Origin of the sequence: Mycobacterium sp. GA-1199 (assembly GCF_001500045.1) — a bacterium.
Lineage (GTDB): Bacteria > Actinomycetota > Actinomycetes > Mycobacteriales > Mycobacteriaceae > Mycobacterium.
The window spans coordinates 60,831-78,213 of record NZ_LQIX01000018.1 but is presented as its reverse complement, the minus strand read 5'-3'; the positions used below and the strand labels follow the sequence as shown (position 1 = coordinate 78,213).

Annotated in this window: 18 protein-coding genes and 1 pseudogene; 9 read left to right on the top strand and 10 right to left on the bottom strand. The window is 67.5% G+C overall.

Translation table 11 applies throughout. The annotated features are described in order from the left end of the window. Window positions 1–657: pseudogene (locus tag AU198_RS26655) on the top strand (HNH endonuclease signature motif containing protein); the annotation flags it as partial. Between the two features lie 32 nt (window positions 658–689). On the opposite strand, the gene AU198_RS13975 reads toward AU198_RS26655, so the two are convergent. After that, entirely contained in the window at window positions 690–1,514 is an 825-nt protein-coding gene (locus tag AU198_RS13975) for an SDR family oxidoreductase (protein ID WP_064348747.1), read from the bottom strand. A gap of 70 nt (window positions 1,515–1,584) precedes the next feature. On the opposite strand from AU198_RS13975, the gene AU198_RS13970 reads away from it, so the two are divergent. The 3 genes from AU198_RS13970 (at window position 1,585) to AU198_RS13960 (ending at window position 5,279) form a co-directional block, all read left to right on the top strand. Then, window positions 1,585–2,277 (top strand): demethylmenaquinone methyltransferase, encoded by a 693-nt coding sequence (locus tag AU198_RS13970; RefSeq protein ID WP_064348746.1) that lies wholly within the window; start codon window positions 1,585–1,587, stop codon window positions 2,275–2,277. Window positions 2,278–2,392: 115 nt separating this feature from the next. After that, complete coding sequence (locus tag AU198_RS13965; RefSeq protein ID WP_064348745.1) at window positions 2,393–4,174, top strand: hydroxysqualene dehydroxylase; 1,782 nt, start codon at window positions 2,393–2,395, stop codon at window positions 4,172–4,174. A 46-nt stretch (window positions 4,175–4,220) separates the two neighbouring features. After that, a complete protein-coding gene (locus AU198_RS13960; RefSeq protein WP_064348744.1) occupies window positions 4,221–5,279 on the top strand; it encodes an alpha/beta hydrolase in 1,059 nt (352 codons plus the stop codon). On the opposite strand, the gene AU198_RS13955 is transcribed toward AU198_RS13960, so the two are convergent. Together AU198_RS13955 and AU198_RS13950 are read right to left on the bottom strand one after the other, a co-directional pair. Next, on the bottom strand, window positions 5,276–5,521 hold the full coding sequence (locus AU198_RS13955; RefSeq protein WP_156431602.1) for a hypothetical protein: 246 nt from the start codon (window positions 5,519–5,521) through the stop codon (window positions 5,276–5,278). The genes AU198_RS13960 and AU198_RS13955 overlap by 4 nt on opposite strands. A gap of 117 nt (window positions 5,522–5,638) precedes the next feature. Then, on the bottom strand, window positions 5,639–6,076 hold the full coding sequence (locus tag AU198_RS13950) for a hypothetical protein (protein ID WP_064348742.1): 438 nt from the start codon (window positions 6,074–6,076) through the stop codon (window positions 5,639–5,641). Window positions 6,077–6,097: 21 nt separating this feature from the next. On the opposite strand from AU198_RS13950, the gene AU198_RS13945 reads away from it, so the two are divergent. After that, window positions 6,098–6,352, top strand: coding sequence for a hypothetical protein (locus AU198_RS13945; RefSeq protein WP_082691012.1), 255 nt, complete (start codon window positions 6,098–6,100; stop codon window positions 6,350–6,352). Here AU198_RS13945 and menJ read toward each other — a convergent pair. Further along, window positions 6,349–7,569: a menaquinone reductase MenJ gene (gene menJ / locus AU198_RS13940; RefSeq protein ID WP_064348741.1), complete on the bottom strand. Its 1,221-nt coding sequence runs from the start codon at window positions 7,567–7,569 to the stop codon at window positions 6,349–6,351. The genes AU198_RS13945 and menJ overlap by 4 nt on opposite strands. 21 nt (window positions 7,570–7,590) lie before the next feature. Between menJ and grcC1 the strand changes: the two genes are divergently transcribed. Continuing rightward, window positions 7,591–8,598: a nonaprenyl/(2E,6E)-farnesyl/geranylgeranyl diphosphat synthase gene (grcC1, locus tag AU198_RS13935; RefSeq protein ID WP_197416113.1), complete on the top strand. Its 1,008-nt coding sequence runs from the start codon at window positions 7,591–7,593 to the stop codon at window positions 8,596–8,598. 68 nt (window positions 8,599–8,666) lie between these two features. Next, window positions 8,667–9,545, top strand: coding sequence for a zinc metalloprotease HtpX (gene htpX, locus AU198_RS13930; RefSeq protein WP_064348739.1), 879 nt, complete (start codon window positions 8,667–8,669; stop codon window positions 9,543–9,545). 11 nt (window positions 9,546–9,556) lie between these two features. Here the strand turns inward: htpX and AU198_RS13925 are convergent, their stop codons facing one another. Beyond that, a complete protein-coding gene (locus AU198_RS13925) occupies window positions 9,557–10,063 on the bottom strand; it encodes a nitroreductase family deazaflavin-dependent oxidoreductase (protein WP_064348738.1) in 507 nt (168 codons plus the stop codon). Window positions 10,064–10,222: 159 nt separating this feature from the next. Between AU198_RS13925 and AU198_RS13920 the strand changes: the two genes are divergently transcribed. Then, entirely contained in the window at window positions 10,223–11,299 is a 1,077-nt protein-coding gene (locus AU198_RS13920; protein ID WP_064348737.1) for a helix-turn-helix transcriptional regulator, read from the top strand. Here the strand turns inward: AU198_RS13920 and AU198_RS13915 are convergent. Then, window positions 11,267–12,445: a flavin-containing monooxygenase gene (locus tag AU198_RS13915; protein WP_064348736.1), complete on the bottom strand. Its 1,179-nt coding sequence runs from the start codon at window positions 12,443–12,445 to the stop codon at window positions 11,267–11,269. The two genes, AU198_RS13920 and AU198_RS13915, sit on opposite strands and share 33 nt — an antisense overlap. 174 nt (window positions 12,446–12,619) lie before the next feature. Between AU198_RS13915 and AU198_RS13910 the strand changes: the two genes are divergently transcribed. Then, the gene (locus tag AU198_RS13910; protein WP_064348752.1) at window positions 12,620–13,156 is read left to right on the top strand and encodes a hypothetical protein; all 537 of its coding nucleotides are present in this window, start codon (window positions 12,620–12,622) and stop codon (window positions 13,154–13,156) included. Between the two features lie 3 nt (window positions 13,157–13,159). On the opposite strand, the gene AU198_RS13905 is transcribed toward AU198_RS13910, so the two are convergent. From AU198_RS13905 to AU198_RS13890, 4 genes are read right to left on the bottom strand one after another with little or no spacing between them, the layout of a single operon-like run. Next, window positions 13,160–14,185: an NAD(P)H-dependent glycerol-3-phosphate dehydrogenase gene (locus AU198_RS13905; protein WP_064348735.1), complete on the bottom strand. Its 1,026-nt coding sequence runs from the start codon at window positions 14,183–14,185 to the stop codon at window positions 13,160–13,162. A gap of 57 nt (window positions 14,186–14,242) precedes the next feature. Further along, the gene (locus AU198_RS13900; RefSeq protein ID WP_064348734.1) at window positions 14,243–15,457 is read right to left on the bottom strand and encodes a M20 family metallopeptidase; all 1,215 of its coding nucleotides are present in this window, start codon (window positions 15,455–15,457) and stop codon (window positions 14,243–14,245) included. Further along, window positions 15,454–16,407: an asparaginase gene (locus tag AU198_RS13895; RefSeq protein ID WP_064348733.1), complete on the bottom strand. Its 954-nt coding sequence runs from the start codon at window positions 16,405–16,407 to the stop codon at window positions 15,454–15,456. Before AU198_RS13895 ends, AU198_RS13900 begins: the two co-directional genes overlap by 4 nt. Beyond that, complete coding sequence (locus tag AU198_RS13890; protein WP_064348732.1) at window positions 16,404–17,372, bottom strand: ABC transporter substrate-binding protein; 969 nt, start codon at window positions 17,370–17,372, stop codon at window positions 16,404–16,406. Before AU198_RS13890 ends, AU198_RS13895 begins: the two co-directional genes overlap by 4 nt. Between the last annotated feature and the right edge of the window lie 11 nt (window positions 17,373–17,383).

The following is a 17,383-nucleotide window of genomic DNA, read 5'->3' as shown; positions in this document are numbered from 1 at the left end:
ACTGTCGGCGCCTACGGCTGCCAAGTGCATCACGTGAAAGCCGACTGGTCCAAAGGCGGAAACACCAACGTCGACGACCTCGGCCTGGCCTGCGGAACCGACAACCGCAGCGTCGACGAGGACGGCGGCTGGACCACCCGCATGAACGATCGCTGCGAGGTCGAATGGCTGCCACCACCGGGACTGGACACCGGCCAGGCGCGGCTGAACTACTACCACCGACCCGAACGGCTCCTGCGCCCACCCGACGACCAAGAAACCCACAGCCAGATGGACGACGACACCCCTGCGTCGCCCGAACCCGATGACGGCAGCCGGATAGTCGACAACGACACCGCCACGACACCCGATGCTGCTGACGGCGGCCGAGAAGTCGACGATGACACCGCTGCGTTACCCGAACCCGCTGACAGCGGCCGGATAGTCGACAACGACACCGCCGCATCACCCGATGCTGCTGACGACAGCCGGGTAGACGATATCGCTACGTCGCCTGAACCCGATGACGACAGCCGAACAGTCGACAACGACACCGCTGCACCGTCCGAACCTGCTGACGACAGCCAACCCGGCGACACACAATCGAGCGCCGCGCCACCCATCGACGGTGCCGGTGAACCCGGCGGGCCAGCGCCGCCAGGAGATTGGGCGGCCTGAGGGCCGCAGGGCCGAGCCCTGACAGGACGACGTCAGCCCTGCGCCTCGACGGCGACCGGCTGCCATTCCCCCCAGGTCTTGAGCCGATTCTCGTAGTCGGCTTTGGCCAACTGCAGCGGTAGCTCACCGAAAAACACTCGCAGCGGCGGATTTTCGGCGTCGACTACCTTGAGCAGAGCCCGCGCCGACGCCTGTGGATCGCCGGGCCTGGCCACGCGCTGACTGCGGATCCGGTCCGCTTCTTCATGCACCTCTTCGTAATCCGGCAACGGCTTCGAACGGCGAGACGACGAGCCCGCCCAGTCGGTCGAAAAGCCGCCCGGTTCGATCAGCGTGACGTGGACCCCGAACGGCGCCACCTCTTGCGCCAGCGACTGTGAGAACCCCTCCAGGGCCCACTTCGACGCGTGGTATATCCCGACGTTCTGGAACGCGGTGATACCGCCGATCGACGACACCTGGATGATGTGTCCGCTGCGCTGCGCACGCAGATACGGCAGCGCGGCTTGCGTGACCCACAGCGCGCCGAAGACGTTCGTCTCGATCTGGTCGCGCGCCTCCTGTTCGGTCACCTCCTCGATGAAGCCGAAGTGTCCGTAGCCGGCGTTGTTGACGACGATGTCGAGCCGGCCGAAGTGGTCGTGGGCCTGCTTGACAGCCGCGAAGTCCGCCTCGCGATCGGTGACGTCCAATGCCAGGGGTAGCAACGCATCGCCGTACCTCTCGACGAGATCGTCCAGTGAGGACAGGTTGCGCGCCGTCGCCGCGACCTTGTCACCACGCTCGAGCGCCGCGATCGTCCACTCGCGTCCGAAGCCCCGCGACGTTCCGGTGATGAACCAAACCTTTTCGCTCATGCTCCCTATATCCCCTGTGTACGGGTTCCGCATTCCCGGTTCGAGCATCTTCACAGTTACGGTGAAACCCATGGGCCGAGCGACGCTGGAGAAGGACCCACGCGATGTGGCGTCGATGTTCGACGCGGTGGCCCGGCGCTACGACCTCACCAACACCGTGATGTCGCTGGGTCAGGACCGCTTCTGGCGGCGTGCGACGCGGGCGGCATTGCGCATCGGCCCGCAGGACAAGGTGCTCGACCTCGCGGCGGGCACGGCCGTGTCGACCGCCGAGTTGGCGACCTCGGGCGCGTGGTGCGTGGCCGCCGACTTCTCGGTCGGGATGCTGGCGGCCGGCGCTTCGCGCGACGTGCCCAAGGTGGCCGGTGACGCCACGCGACTGCCGTTCGACGACGGCGTGTTCGACGCGGTGACGATCAGCTTCGGTCTGCGCAACGTCGTCGATCACGTGGCGGGCCTGCGCGAGATGGCCCGCGTCACGCGCCCCGGAGGGCGACTGGTGGTCTGCGAATTCTCCACGCCGACGAACCGGTTGTTCGCCACGGCGTACAAGGAGTACCTCATGCAGGCGCTTCCGAGGATCGCCCGGGCGGTCTCCTCCAACCCGGAGGCCTACGTCTACCTCGCCGAGTCGATCCGCGCATGGCCCGACCAGACGCAGCTGGCCCGCCAGATCGCCGACGCCGGATGGTCCTCGGTGCGTTGGCGCAACCTCACCGGGGGCATCGTGGCGCTGCACGCCGCCACCAAACCCGTGCGCTGAACGCCAACATCACCGGCACGAAACCCGTGCGACACCGGCGTGTCGCCTGCCATCGTGATGAGAATCACCGTTAACTTGTTGCGACGACTGGGTCCGCGAACAAGGCGGTGGCGGGATGTCGGGTGGGGTCGGTTCGCGACGGTTGTCGCGCCGGTCGTTCGTGATGGGAACGGCCACCGCGGCCGCCCTGATGGCGATGCCGCCAACGGCCCGTGCGGCGCCGGGCAAGTCGGTTGCCGTGTTCGGAGCGGGCATCGCGGGGCTCACCGCCGCGCACGAACTCGTCGAGCGCGGCTACGCCGTGACCGTGTACGAGCGCAAGGCCCTCGGCGGCAAGGCCAGGTCCATCCCGGTACCCAATTCCGGTGCGACGCCGCTGCCCGCCGAACACGGCTTCCGATTCTTCCCCGGCTTCTACCGCAACGTCACCGACACGATGCGGCGAGTTCCGTTCCCCGGCAACCGAAACGGGACCTGGGACAACCTGACCCGCGCGACGTCGTATCTGCACTCCGGGCTCGGACGCCACGACCTGACGATCCCGCTCCCGTTCCCGCTGCCGATGATCCCGAATCCGATCACCCCGAAGGCGTTCATCGATTCGGTGGCGACGGTGTTCGAGACGCTATTCCGGTTGCCGCCGTGGGAAGCGATCTACGCGGCGCAGAAGCTCGCCGTCTATGTCACCAGCAGCACCGAACGCAAACTCGGGCAATGGGAGAACATGACGTGGGAGGACTACATCGGCGCGAACAAGAAGTCGCCAGAGTACAACCGATACCTTGCCGACGGCATCATCCGCAACCTTGCCGCATCGAAATCCAAAGATGCGAGCGCACATTCGATAGGGCTCGTGGGCGAGGCCTCGGTGTGGTCGATCCTGCTCCTCGGAAACGACTCCGACAACAAGGGATTCGACCGCGTACTCAACGGCCCGACCAGTTCGCAGTGGCTCGACCCGTGGGTCGACCACCTGCGTGCGCAGGGCGTGACGTTCCGCGTCGGTGAGGCACTGGCCCGTCTGACCCCCACCGGCAGGCACATCGAGTCCGCGACCGTCGTCAGTACCGGCGGGATGCCGCGGCAGGTCAGCGCGGACTGGTACGTCTCGGCGATCCCTTGCGAGAAGCTCGCCGCCGTGCTCACCCCGGATGTGCTCGAGGCCGACCCGCAACTGGCCAACATCGCGCTGCTGCGCACGGAGTGGATGAACGGCTTGATGTTCTACCTCAAGGAACGCGTCGACGTCACCAAGGGCCACGTCAACTACGTCGACTCCGGTTGGGCCATCACCTCGATCAGCGAGGAGCAGTTCTGGAAGAAGAGCCTGACGAACTACGGCGACGGCACCGTCAAAGACTGTCTGTCCGCGATCATCTCGGACTGGACCACACCCGGCAACTTCAATCGTCGAAGCGCGAGGGACTGCACGCCGCAAGAGATTGCCAGGGAGGCCTGGGCCCAGATCAAGGCGCACCTCAACGACACCGACAGGGTCGTCGACGACGCCATGCTGCATTCGTGGTTCCTCGACCCCGCGATCATCGACTCGGGCACACCGGATGTCCGCAATGACGAACCGCTGTTCATTCAGGACCCCGGCTCGTGGAACCGTCGCCCCACCGCGGTCACCGGTATCGACAACCTGTTTCTGGCCGGCGAATGGATCAAGACCGACCAGAACGTCACGACCATGGAGGGCGCCAACGAGGGTGGCCGCTACGCCGCCAACGGCGTGCTGCAAGCGTCGGGTTACAACGGCGACATGGTGAAGATCGTCGAGTTGTTCCAGGCGCCGTGGTGGGTCCCATTCAAGAACACCGACCGGGCTCGCTACCGCGCGGGACTTCCGCATCTGCTCGACATCGTCGACACGAGGTGGCCGACCCGGCGGTAGCCGGAAACCGGGGTCGCTCAGCGCGATCGCACGTTACGGTCTGGGCATGCACGGACGCCTGGTCGACCCGGACTCCACCCTCGCCACCGATCCCCGCTCCGACCCCCGAATGGTCGAGGCCTTCGCGCAGTTCGGTCTCGACGGCCGACTGCCCGCCGCACCGCTGAGCGTCGACTCACCCCTCGAGGACCGCATTGCCTTCGCGACCATAAGCGAGGAAGGCATGGGTGCGATCCTCGACGCGCTGGGCAAGGATCTGCCCGTCGTCTCCGGGGTGACCACATCGACGACCACGATCCCCGGCCCGGATGGCAACGACATCACGCTGTACATCAGCCGCCCGAACGAGGACGCCGGCGGCCCCCTTCCCGCCGTCGTTCATCTGCACGGCGGCGGCATGGCGATCGGCAGCGCGGCCGACATCGGCTACGTGAGGATCCGCGAATGCCTTGCCGCCACAGGGCTGGTCGTGGTCGGGGTGGAATTCCGCAACTCCGGCGGCAAACTCGGCCCCCACCCGTTCCCTGCCGGTCTCAACGACTGCGCCGCCGCGGTGCGCTGGGTGGCGGCCCACCGCACAAAACTCGGGGTCAGCCATCTGATCGTGTCGGGGGAGTCCGGCGGCGGAAACCTCACGCTGACCGTCGCGCACAAGGCCAAACGAGAGGGCTGGCTGCACGAGATCGCCGGGTGCTACGCGCAGTGCCCGTACATCTCCAACCGCTGGCTCGAAGAGTGCGATGACCTGCCCTCGCTGGCGGAGAACGACGAGTACTTCGTCAGCCGCCACCAACTCGCGCTGTTGGGTTCGATCTACAACCCCGACGGCTCCCATGCCGGCGACGCCACCTGCTGGGCGGCAGCGGCAACGGACGAGGAGCTCAATGGGCTCCCGCCGCATGTCATTTCGGTCAACGAACTGGACCCGCTACGCGACGAGGGCCTCGCCTACTACCGGCGCCTGCTCCGCGCGGGCGTTCCCGCGGTGGGCCGAGTGGTCGCGGGCACCTGTCATGGCGGTGACCTACTGTGCGGGGCTTATATGCCCGAGGTGTTCGACGCATCCATCCGCGACGTCAGCGGGTTCGCGAAATCGCTCGGCTAGTCGTCGATATCGATGGCTGCCCGCTGGCCACCGCCAGTCGGTGCGGCGCTGTTGACGGCCGGCAGGGGCGGTTCGGACTTGGCATTCGAGGACGGCTTGCCGGTCGCGCCCCGATACGGCGTGCACACGCCGACGAAAGGCACGTCCTCACACGGTCCCTGGGGCAGCGCGGCCGCAGTCGGGGCGGACAACAGCGCGGCCGCGGCGACCGCGAAAGCGGCAACTGCCGATCGAACCGTCATACCGAGCATCGTGGTTTCCTTCCGCCGATGCATACCTGAACGCCGCTGTGCACCAGGATAATCCCTGCAAGTCGGCGAAAACACCTCGTCTAGCGGGTCTTACAGTTAGCTTGGTTATCAGTCTCGATCGCTGCGGGCATCCCAGATGTGTTCCGTCTGCGGGCCGACGTCAGGGTCGTGCGTTTGCTGAAAGTTGCGTCCGCCGCGTGCGTAGGTCGCGAGAACCGCTGCGGGGACGTCGGGTTCGAGGATGGGCTCGCGCAGCCAGCGGCACGGCCGCACATGCACCAGGTCGACGGCGGCGGCCTCCTCGGCTTCGTCGCGGCGGTACGGACCATCGATACGGCCCAGCCAGAAAAGCCCGTCGGCATCGCGGGTCCACACGAAAGACCCGTCTTCGACATCGGCGAATCGGTCCACGCGACGAGCAAGTCGCTCGCCGAAACCCGCGTCGCCGAAACCGACGACGCCCAGGGCCAATGCCCGGTCCAGCGATGCCTGCGGGTCGATGTCGTCGCGGCGAGATCGCATCGGGGCCCGGTACACGGCGGTCATCCGCGATATTCTGCCTGCGAGATGGAGACGTTCAAGCGCTATCTGATGTTTCAAGCCATGATGTTCGTCTTCGGCATCGTCGGCCCGATCTTCCTCATCCTGTACTTCGCGTCCCAACCGGACCCGACCATGCGGTGGGCGTACTGGATCGGACTGTTCATCACCGCCGCAGACGTTCTGATTGCGTTGGGGCTCACAGCTTCTACACGGACGGATCGGGAACCCGCACGCGCCCGCATCGCGGTGAAGCTCCTCGAGCGGCGCCGGCCCGACTAGCTGAACGGCGCCCGTTCGTCGATACGCCGCGACAGGCGACCTGCGCCGCGCCAGACCCGGGCGGTCCAGTCCTCATCCTCGTCGGTGACGAAGTTGCCCATCACCCGCACCGCGACGTTCATCAGCGTCTTCGAGCGCATCGCGAGCGGCCCGGTTGCCGGCAGGAACCGCGGGAACGTCAGCAGCAGCGCGAGCCGGCGGGCCACCGAGAACCCGCGCGCGTAGTGCGCCGACAGCACCGCGGGCCACGCGTGCGACAGATCGCCGGTGCCCAGCAGTTCGGCGGCCAGTCGACCGGTTTCGAGGCCGTAGTCGATGCCTTCGCCGTTGAGCGGGTTCACGCAGGCGGCCGCGTCGCCGATCAACATCCAGTTCGGCCCGGCAACACCCGACACCGCCCCGCCCATCGGCAGCAGCGCCGACAGGCCGGCGCGCGGTTCCCCGACGAAGCCCCACTCCTCACGACGTAGCCCGGTGTAATAGGACATCAGTGGCCGCAGTGCGGCGTCGGCCGGGCGCTTGACCGTCGCGAGTGCCCCGACGCCGATGTTCACCTCGCCGTTGCCCAGCGGGAAGATCCAGCCGTATCCGGGCAGCACCGCACCTTCTGGCGAGCGCAGCTCCAGGTGCGAGGTGATCCACGGTTCGCTTGCGCGCGGCGTGGCGATGTAGCCGCGGATCGCCACGCCGTACACCGTCTCCTGATGCCATTCGCGGCCCAGCACACGGCCCAGCGTCGAGCGGGCTCCGTCGGCGACGATCAGCTCGCGGCAACCGATCTCGGCTCCCGAATCGAGTGTCACCGCCTCAACCCGCCCGGAGGCGTCATGGCGCACGTCGACGGCTTTGACGCCGAGCATCATCTTCACGCCGTCATCGACGGCGACCATGCGGATGCGGTCGTCGAGTTCGGTGCGCGGAACCGCGCTCGAGGTCGACGGAAACGACGGGCCCGGCCACTCGATCTCGACGTCCGCCCCGAAGCCGGACATCCGAAGACCGCGGTGCCGCACCCGACCGTCCAGCCACGGCCCGAGGCCGAGGCGGCGCATCTCCAGTACGGCGCGCGGAGTCAGCCCGTCACCGCACGCCTTGTCGCGGGGGAACTGCGCCTTGTCGATGACGAGAACGTCGCGGCCGTTGCGCGCCGCCCACGCCGCGGCCGCCGAACCCGCCGGCCCGGCCCCGACGACGACCACGTCCCCTCGGTTGTCCATGGTTCCCAGTATGTTGGCAGGGTGAGGACGCCAGCGACGGTGGTAGCCGGGGTGGACTTCGGAGATCCCGAATTCGCACAGGAAGTGCGCGACGGGGTCGCCCGCATCGAAGACCTGATGGCCACTGAGCTCGGCAAGGCCGACGAGCTGATGGCCGAAGCGGTACAACATCTGTTCCAGGCCGGCGGGAAGCGGTTCCGCCCACTGTTCACGGTGCTCTCAGCCCGCCTGGGCCCGGACCCGGATGCCTGGCAGGTGACGGTTGCGGGTGCGGTCATCGAACTGGTCCACCTCGCGACGCTCTACCACGACGACGTGATGGACGAGGCGCAGGTCCGCCGCGGTGCCGACAGCGCCAACGCGCGCTGGGGCAACAACATCGCGATCCTGGCGGGCGATTACCTGTTCGCGACCGCCTCGCGTCTGGTCAGCAGGCTCGGACCTGAAGCCGTGCGTATCATCGCCGACACCTTCGCCCAGCTGGTCACCGGCCAGATGCGTGAAACCAGGGGCGCGGCCGAACACGTCGACTCCGTCGAGCACTACCTGAAGGTCGTCTACGAGAAGACCGCATGCCTGATCGCGGCGTCCGGCCGGTTCGGGGCGACGTTCTCGGGCGCCGACGAAGAGCAGATCGAGCGGTTGAGCCGGCTGGGCGGCATCGTCGGCACGGCTTTCCAAATCTCCGACGACATCATCGACATCGACAGCGATCCGGACGAGTCCGGCAAGGTGCCGGGCACCGACCTGCGCGAAGGTGTGCACACGCTGCCGGTGCTGTACGCGCTGCGTGACGACGGTCCCGCCGCCGACCGGTTGCGCGAGCTGCTGGCCGGACCGGTGGAGAACGACGACGACGTGGCCGAGGCGCTGCGGCTGTTGCGCGGCTCACCGGGCATGACCAGGGCCAAGCAGACCGTCGCGCAGTACGCGGTGCAGGCCCGCGAGGAGCTCTCCCAGCTGCCCGAGGGGCCGGGCCGTCAGGCCTTGGCGACCCTGGTGGATTACACGGTCAACCGGCACGGCTGAGCGCCGGAACTTGCGGAGCCCGCCTAAGCGTTGATTCAGCGAAGTCTTTCTTTCCGAAGGAGGAAGCGATGACCTGGCATCCGCACGCGAACACCGCCAAGACGTTCGCTCTGCTGGTGGGGTTCTCGGCGCTGATCGTGTTCATCGCCGCGCTGTTCCGCAATACGGCGCTCATCGGCCTGGCGGTGTTGTTCGCCGTCGGCATGAACGCCTACATATATTTCAACAGCGACAAGATCGCGCTTCGGGCGATGCATGCGCAGCCCGTCACCGAGATGCAGGCCCCGGTGATGTACCGGATCGTGCGCGAGCTGGCCACCACGGCCCGCCAGCCGATGCCGCGGCTGTACATCAGCGACACCGACGCGCCGAACGCGTTCGCCACCGGCCGCAACCCGCGCAACGCCGCGGTGTGCTGTACGACCGGCATCCTGCAGATCCTCAACGAACGCGAACTGCGGGCGGTGCTCGGCCACGAACTCTCACACGTCTACAACCGCGACATCCTGATCTCGAGCGTCGCAGGCGCGATGGCCGCGGTCATCACCGCGCTCGCCAACATCGCCTACTTCGCGACGATGTTCGGCGGTAACCGCGAGGGCGCCAATCCCTTTGCGATCCTGTTGGTTTCGCTGCTCGGCCCCATCGCGGCGACGGTGATCCGGCTGGCCGTGTCGCGCTCGAGGGAGTATCAGGCCGACCAGTCCGGCGCGGAGCTGACGGGCGATCCGCTGGCGTTGGCCAGCGCGCTGCGCAAGATCAGCGCCGGCGTCGAGCAGGCACCGCTGCCGCCCGACCCCAAGCTGGCCGATCAGGCGCACCTGATGATCGCCAACCCGTTCCGCGCGGGCGAGAAGATCGGCAAGCTGTTCTCGACCCACCCGCCGATCGGGGACCGCATCGCCCGCCTGGAGTCGATGGCCGGTCGCGGCCCTGGCTATTACTGACACCTCACCGGTCAGTGGTCTGTCAGCCGCAGTTCGACCATCGGCAGGGCGGTGTTCTCGGTGGTGATCGGTGCGCCCAGGGTCGATTCGAGGACCGGCTTCATCGTTTCCCACGCCCGGCGGTGCCGGTCGACGTAACGGCGCAGCGCAGCGTCAGCTTCGTCGGTGCTGAGCGGACGCGCGATCGCGGGCCTCGACAACCGGGTACCGACGGACACCTTCACCCTGGGATCGGCCTGGACGTTCTTGTACCACTGCGCGCGGGTGCCGAAGCCGGAGGCGACGATGTAAGTCTCCGGGTCAGTCCGATCGAGCACCTCGAGCACCACTTGCCGGGTCTGCCCCGACTTCCGGCCGATGTGTTCCAGCAACAGGATCCGCGAGCCGAAGATGAAACCGAGGCGTGCCCGATACAGCCCGATCGGGGCACGCATCAGCCGACGTGACCGCAGAGCCTTGGTGCCTGCGCCCACCAACACGTCCGAGGCTCGGTGAACCAGGTTCAAAAGCGCGCACATCGAGATCCTCCTTCGCTGTGCGTATTTGCAACTCCGTGGGCGTGTGGTGTGTGAGCGGCCCACAGAGTCCTTGTCTGAGTGCGTAAAAGGGGAGTAGAACCGACAGTACGGACCAGCCCGACGGACGGCGAACCCCAACGGAAGGGCGGTGGGTCGGTCATGTCGTCAGCGATGTCGTTCGCCTGGCCTGCTCGGTTGGAGCAGCGGGTCGCGCGCATCTGTGCGCGGGCTCAAGATCCGCTCGAATTACTGTCTGCGGTCGCTACCGTCGTCCGGGCAAAGATCTCCTACGCCGCTGCGGGCTGGCTGCTCACCGACCCCGACACTTTGCTCATCACCGGGGTGCATGCCGAGAACGTCACCCGTCAGCAGAATCTCGCCCTCATCGAATGCGAGTTGACCACCGACGACGTGAACAAGTTCGTCGACCTCGCACGGCGGGAGGTCCCGGCGGCTTCGCTCGGCATCGAGACCGCCGGTGATCTGAGCCGCAGCACGCGTTGGTCGAAGATCTACCAACCCAACGGATACGGCGACGAGATGCGGGGCGTCTTCAGTTCCGGGTCGGCCACCTGGGGGCACTTCTGCCTCACCCGGCGTGCCGAGGACCCGTTCTTCACCGAGGTCGAGGTCGCCACGATGGCGAGACTCTGCCCGCACGTGGCCAACGGCATCCGGGCGTCCCTTCAGCTCGACGGTAGGCCCGTGCCGTCCGTTCCCACGGCGCCCGCGCTGCTGATACTCGCCGACGACGGCAGCATCGAGTCGATGACACCGCAGGTCAGCGAGTGGCTGGGGTCCGTCGAGGTCGAGCGTCTGGAGAGCACCATCGTGCTGCACGAGGTCGCTCACCGGGCGCGGGTTCTCGCCGAGACCGGAGTCGGCGAGCCGGCGATGGCGCGCACCAGGGGCCGCTCCGGTGACTGGCTCGTGGTGCGGGCAGTCCGTCTGGAGCGGGAGGGGACGGAAACAGGCTGTACCGCAGTGGTTTTGGAGCAGGCGCGCCGTTCGGACATTGCCCCGCTGCTGGTTCACCTGAGCCAGCTGACCCGTCGCGAGAAGGAGGTCACCCAGCTGCTGTTGACCGGCATGTCCACCCGGGAGATCGCCGGCCGGCTCTGGATCACCGCCGAGACGTTGCGCGGTCACATCAAGGCGATCTTCGCCAAGCTAGGTGTGAACAGCCGTCCGGAGCTTGCGGCACTACTCTCGCAAGATCTCGTCCTTCGGCGGTGACTCTCGCAACTTTGGAGCCGCCAGCTGCGCGGCAATGTCGTCGGCTACCCGTCGAGCCAGCGTTCCAACGAATCTCGTCAGCCCCGGCCGGTACACGTAGCCGACGAAGCGAAGACCTGGCAGTACCTCGGTGCCGCGTCCGTCGCGGGGCATACCCCGCTGGTCGAGGACATCGAGATGGGAGACCATGGCATCCAGTCCGGTTCGGTACCCGGTGGCCGCGATGATGGTATCGACCTGAACAGAGGTGCCGTCCGCAAGGACCGCTCCGTCGGGTTGGAGTCGGTCGACGGCCGCTATAACGCGAAGCGAGCGATCGCGGATCGCATCGATCACTTGACGATCGACGATTGCAGTGCCCGCGCCGCGGCGCTTGAGTCCAGCGATCGGCCCCTCCGGCGGCTTGCCGAACCCGTAATCGCTCAGATCGCCGATCATTCCGCGCTGCACGGCAAGCAGAATCTTGTCGACGAGACCGGCGGGAAGCCGGAGAAAGAGCGGCATCGGCAGGTCGAAGGGCAGCCGACCGACTTGCCGCAGAAGAATGTTCGGCGGAGTGCGCACCGCCAGCAGTACCTCTGGGCAACCCGAGCGGCTCAAGTCGTGGGCGATCTCGAGCCCGCTGGAACCCGCGCCGGCGACCAAGACACGCTGACCGGCGAACGGGTCGGCGTTGCGGTACTCCGCGGTGTGCACGACCCGCCCGACGAAGCCGTTGTCGGCTGCCCAGTGGGGGAGAGCAGGCTGATTGAAGATGCCTGTTGCGACCACGACATGGCGTGTCCTGCGTGGACCACCGTTGGTGGCAACCTTCCAACCTTCCTCGGGGAGCGGGTCGAGTCGCTGCACGTCGACGCCGAGTTCGACGGCAACATGGTGGCGGCCGGCGTAGGTCTGCAGATAGTCGACGTACTGGTCGCGGGTCGGAAACTGACCGAAGCGACGCGGGAACGGGGCGCCGGGCAGAGCCGAATTGCGGCGGCATGTGTTGAAACGCAGGGCGTCGTAGCGACCTGACCAGGCGGCGCCGATCTGCCCGCCGCGCTCGACGACGGTCACGTCCACCCCCCGCGCGAGCAATTCGGCGGCGCAGGACAATCCGGCCGGACCGCTGCCGATCACCAGCACGGTGTGCTCGGTTGTCATGGCGGTTCCTCCGTGAGCTTTCGCTGTGGTTACAGCGTCGGTCGAACTCGCGGTTCGCGCCATCCCGCAGGTGGGGGGTCCACTCCTCTGGCCGATGCGGGTAACAACCTGCCGACCTGCGGCGATGTGATTCGTGTGCTGCGAGTATCAGCCACACCCCTTAGGGTGTGGACCGTGCTGAACAGGGTGTTGATCGGCGTCGTGGGGTCTGCGGGGGCAGCCCTGATCGGCGCACAAGGTATTGCCGCAGCCCAACCATCCGAGCCTCCTGCGCCACCGGCGCCGAACGTCAACGCGCTCGCGCCGGTGAAGCTGTCGGACTTCGCGAAGATGGACGGCCACTGGTACGCGTTCAAGACCCCGGACGGGTTGACGTGCGTGCTGCAGCGCAACGGCGGCTACGGCTGCAGCGGCGCGATCCCTGCGGCGCCGAATGGCGCGAACTTCGTCAGCGGCGGCCCGGGTGTGCCGCAGTTCTCGGCGACGACGGCCGATGTATTCGCCGTTGTCAATGATGCCAAGCCGCTTCCGGCCGGTTCGCGGATCAGCTTCCAGACCGTCAGCTGCGGCAGCGACGGCGGCGTGACGACGTGCTCGGACAGCCGAAACCAGTCCGGCTTTGTGCTGACCCCCGCGGGCAGCCACATCATCAACGGCGGCAGGGATCCGCTGCTGGAGCGGCCCGAGGGCACGAACCCCTTCTTCAACTGAGCGCTAGAAGCCCGCGCCGTACACCTCGTGCCCGGGCTTTTCGACCATCAGGCCGCGGTAGGCCTCTTCGACGGAGGAACCGTGGTTGACCACGGCGTCGACCTCGCGGGCGATCGGCATCGAAATCTCGTACTGGTCAGCGAATTCCATGATGACGCTCGCGGCCTTGACGCCCTCGGCGACCTGGTTCATCGACGCGATGATCTCGTCGATCGGCTTGCCCGCACCCAACTGCTCACCGACGTGGCGGTTGCGGCTGCGCTGGCTGGTGCAGGTGACGATGAGGTCGCCGATGCCCGCCAGGCCGGCGAATGTATCGCGGTGCCCGCCGGTTGCCTCGCCGAGTTTGGACATCTCGCGGATTGCGCGGGCCATTACCATCGCGCGGGTGTTCTCGCCGATGCCCAGCGAATAGCCCATCCCGACCGCGATCGCATAGACGTTCTTCAACGCCCCGGCCATCTCCACGCCCACCACGTCGTCGGTGGTGTAGGTGCGAAACCGCTTGGTGCGGAACAGCCGTGCTAGATCCGCGGCGAGTTGCTGGTCGGGCATGGCGAGCACCGCGGCGGCGGCGTACCCCTCGGCCACCTCACGCGCGATGTTCGGCCCGGCCAGGATTCCGGCCGGATGCCCGGGCAGCACCTCGGAGACGACCTGGCTCATCCGGAAGTTGGTGCCCTGCTCGAGACCCTTGACCAGCGATACCACCGGAACCCACGGCCGCAGCTCCTTGGCCAGCTCGGTGAGCACGCCGCGAAAGCCGTGTGACGGAACGCCCATGACGATGACGTCGGCGCATGATGCCGCTTCGGTGAAGTCCGTCGTCGCCTTCAGACCCTCCGGAAGCTCGACCTCGTTGCCGAGGTACTTCGAGTTGCGGTGGTTGTCGTTGATGTCATCGGCGGTCTCCTGGGAACGCACCCACTGCAGCGTCGGCCCGCGGCGGGCGCAGATGGACGCCACGGTGGTGCCCCAGGAGCCTCCACCGAGGACGACGACTTTCGGTACACGTTGCGCAGGTGCCATGCCGATCAGGGTAGGTCGGACGGCTGATCTTCACGGGCAGTTCACGAACTGCGGCGGTCACTGCCCGGTGAGGAAGCCGCGGACGGCACGCTCCAACACTTGCGTCGCAGTGACCATCGCGTCGATGGAGATGCTCTCGTCGTAGACCGCCCATCCGTCGTCGCCGGGCCCGAAAGTCACCGCGGGGATACCGGCATGGCGGAACCGGATGGTGTCGTTGAACGCGGGTTTGGTGTAGCGCCGGACGGCCTCGCCGGTCACCGCGCGGTAGGCGTCCTCGATCGCGGAGACGAGCGGGTCGGAGGCGGGTATCTCAACGGTGCCGGCGACGAACGTCGGCCCCGGTACGTAGGTCACTTGCGTCTCGATCCCCGCGGGCGCCAGTTGGCTGATCCGCTGCTGGAAGGCGAGGAGCAACTCACCGGAGGAGATGCCGGGCCCGATGTTCACCGCGGCCACCCGCGCCACCGCCTCGAGCGGAGTGAACTGCGCCATCCCGGCCTCGCCGGCCGACAGGCCCACCACCGAGATCGGCCAGTCGCCGACCGGGTTCTGGCGGATCTGTGCGAGTGCCTCGGCGAGAAACTGCGCCGGGTTGGCGCCGGTGTCTGGGCGCCAGATGTGGCTCGACGTCCCGCGCGCGACGATGTCGATCAGCGCGTGTCCGGTCTGCGCCGTTGCCAGCGCGATGCCGTGCCGCGCACCGTCGGACCACGCCGTCGGCTCGACGGTGATCGACGCGTCTGGCCGCAGGCCGTACTCGTCGACGAGATAACAGGATCCTTCGATGCCGTTGCGTTCCTCGTCGACGGTGAGCGCGACGAGCAGCGTCCCGGTCGTCGGCGGGTCCGCGACCACCCGGTGCGCCGCGGTCAACAGCGTCGCAAGGTTAGCTCGCGTGTCCGACGTACCTCTCGCGAAGATGCGACCATTTAATTCCGTTGCCCGGTAAGGATTCTCGGCGCAGACGGTCCAGCGGCTCGGAGGGCCGGAAGGGTAGGTGTCGAGATGGTCGTTGAGCATCAGTGTTGGACCCGGGCCGAATACCTTGGTAGCCAGCACGTTCTGTCGGGTGGGGTGCCTACCGACCAAACTGACGTCGAACCCCCACTCCGTGAGCAGCGCTGCGACCGGTTCGGCGATGCGTGTCTCCTCCGGCGACCGCGCGGGTCCGTCGAGGCTGTTCTCACACCAGGGTTGGCCCGCGGACACCAAAGTCTCGGTGAGCTCGACCAGTTCGGTACGGTTGACGGGGGTGACGGTGAGGCTCATGCTGTTTCGCTGTCGATCAGTTGCCGCAGGCCGTCGCGGTCACGCCCCTGTGCAAGTCCGAGGGTGACGAGGAGGCGGGCTCGGTGCGGGGTCAGCCCGGCCGCGAGCACCGCGCCGCTTGCCGCCAACGTGGCGACCCCGCCGGGATATCCGTACCGCGGGGCCACGCGCGCGTCGGGTGCCCGCGTCGTGATCACGACGAGCGTCCCGTCGTCGATCAGGTGTTGGGCGGCCGCGGCCTGGCCGGGTGGCAGGTTGCCTGCGCCGTTGGCGGCGATGACGACTGCGGGCCGCCCGGCTCCCGCAAACCTGAGCCCGGCGCCGTCGTCGCCCAGTGCGGCAAGCACCAGCGGCACCGGCTCGACCGGCGAGTTCGGCGCGCCGTGTGCCGCTCGCCGTGCCGGTGTGCGGAACCATTCGACATGGCCTCCGCCCACCACCCCGATCGGCCCGCGTCCGGGCGCGTCGAACGCGTCGCGTGCCACGCCGGACACCTTGAGGACCTCCCGTGCAGAGAAGATGCGACCGGAGAACACGACGACCGGGGGGATGTCGACCCCCGAGGACGCGACGGTCAGCGCGTCAGCAAGGTTGGCCGCGCCGTCGCTGTCGGGGCGTTCGCCGGCGATCATCGATCCGGTGACGACCACCGGAACCGGCCAGCTCTCGCGGTAGGCCAGCCAGGCCGACACCTCCTCGATCGAATCGGTGCCGGTCGTCACGACTATGCCGCCCACGCCCTCGGCGGCCAGAGCGCCGACCCGCGTCGCCAGCCGTTCCATCAGCTCGAAGTCGACCTCCGAGCCGCCAACCAGCGCCAGATCCTCGGCCCCGCCGAATCCGTCGACTCTGTCGGCCAGAGCTGTCGCGCCGCGGAAAGGGACAGCGCCAGAGTCGGTCTCGCGCATCGATATCGTGCCGCCGAGCCCGATCAACCGAATGTCGCTCACTGGGCGTCACCCTCGAGCGGGGCGCGCACGATGATGGCGTCGTAGTCGGGGATCTGGGCGTCGGCCGGAACGCGGCCGATGCTCTGTGCCCACCGGGCGCGGTCGGCGAGGTCGGCAGGCAGCTCGGGACCGAGGGCGGTGTTGAACTGGAACTCGCCGATGACACCTTTGACGAGTTGTTCGTCGAGACCGGTTGCCTCGGCGACAGCGGCCAGCGCGGCGGGATCGCCGTTCGTCAGCGGGGCGTCAGCCTTCTTCACGGCAGCGAGGAACTCGGTGAGTGCGGCCTGGTGGGTGGCGAGCGTGTCGGCGTTGGTGAGGTAAAGGCTGTGCTGGCTGTACTTCTCGGGACCCTGTAACTCGACAACGTCGTCGCCGAGTTCGGCGACGGACTTGGCGAGGGCCGGCTGGAACACCGCGACGGCATCGACGCTGCCGTTGCCGAGTGCGGTGGGGATCTCGGCGGGGCCCGTCTGCACCAACTGCGCCTCGACACCGGCCTGGTCGAGGAACTTCGTCGCGAAGTAATGCGCGCTGCTGCCGAGCGGCACGGCGATGGTGCGGCCCGAAAGGTCGGGGATGGACGTGATTCCTGCCGAGCGGCGAGCCACGAAACGTCCTTCGGCCCAGCGTGATCCGTCGGCGATGATGCGCAGGTTCGGGTTTTTCAGTGCCGCGGCCGACGTCGGGACGTCACCACCGTTGGCCACGTCGACCGCGCCGCCGGCGAGAGCCTCGAGGGCTGCCGCTCCCGTGGGAAACGGCACCACGTCGATGTTCACTCCGGAATCGGCGAAGTAACCGAGCTTCTCGGCGACGGGAACCTGCGCCCAGCAAGGGTCCACCACCCATCCGACCGTCAAAGTGTCTGCGGCCTCGGCGGATTCGGCGCGGCTGCAGCCGGTGACCGCGCCTATCGTGGCCAGCACGGTGACCGCGATGGCGGTGAAGCGGCGTAGGTTCATGTGATCTCCAG

Coding starts and splice junctions, on each gene's coding strand:
- AU198_RS13975 (WP_064348747.1), bottom strand. CDS start 1,514: ATGAGCGAAAAGGTTTGGTTCATCACCGGAACGTCGCGGGGCTTCGGA.
- AU198_RS13970 (WP_064348746.1), top strand. CDS start 1,585: ATGGGCCGAGCGACGCTGGAGAAGGACCCACGCGATGTGGCGTCGATG.
- AU198_RS13965 (WP_064348745.1), top strand. CDS start 2,393: ATGTCGGGTGGGGTCGGTTCGCGACGGTTGTCGCGCCGGTCGTTCGTG.
- AU198_RS13960 (WP_064348744.1), top strand. CDS start 4,221: ATGCACGGACGCCTGGTCGACCCGGACTCCACCCTCGCCACCGATCCC.
- AU198_RS13955 (WP_156431602.1), bottom strand. CDS start 5,521: ATGACGGTTCGATCGGCAGTTGCCGCTTTCGCGGTCGCCGCGGCCGCG.
- AU198_RS13950 (WP_064348742.1), bottom strand. CDS start 6,076: ATGACCGCCGTGTACCGGGCCCCGATGCGATCTCGCCGCGACGACATC.
- AU198_RS13945 (WP_082691012.1), top strand. CDS start 6,098: ATGGAGACGTTCAAGCGCTATCTGATGTTTCAAGCCATGATGTTCGTC.
- menJ (WP_064348741.1), bottom strand. CDS start 7,569: ATGGACAACCGAGGGGACGTGGTCGTCGTCGGGGCCGGGCCGGCGGGT.
- htpX (WP_064348739.1), top strand. CDS start 8,667: ATGACCTGGCATCCGCACGCGAACACCGCCAAGACGTTCGCTCTGCTG.
- AU198_RS13925 (WP_064348738.1), bottom strand. CDS start 10,063: ATGTGCGCGCTTTTGAACCTGGTTCACCGAGCCTCGGACGTGTTGGTG.
- AU198_RS13920 (WP_064348737.1), top strand. CDS start 10,223: ATGTCGTCAGCGATGTCGTTCGCCTGGCCTGCTCGGTTGGAGCAGCGG.
- AU198_RS13915 (WP_064348736.1), bottom strand. CDS start 12,445: ATGACAACCGAGCACACCGTGCTGGTGATCGGCAGCGGTCCGGCCGGA.
- AU198_RS13905 (WP_064348735.1), bottom strand. CDS start 14,185: ATGGCACCTGCGCAACGTGTACCGAAAGTCGTCGTCCTCGGTGGAGGC.
- AU198_RS13900 (WP_064348734.1), bottom strand. CDS start 15,457: ATGAGCCTCACCGTCACCCCCGTCAACCGTACCGAACTGGTCGAGCTC.
- AU198_RS13890 (WP_064348732.1), bottom strand. CDS start 17,372: ATGAACCTACGCCGCTTCACCGCCATCGCGGTCACCGTGCTGGCCACG.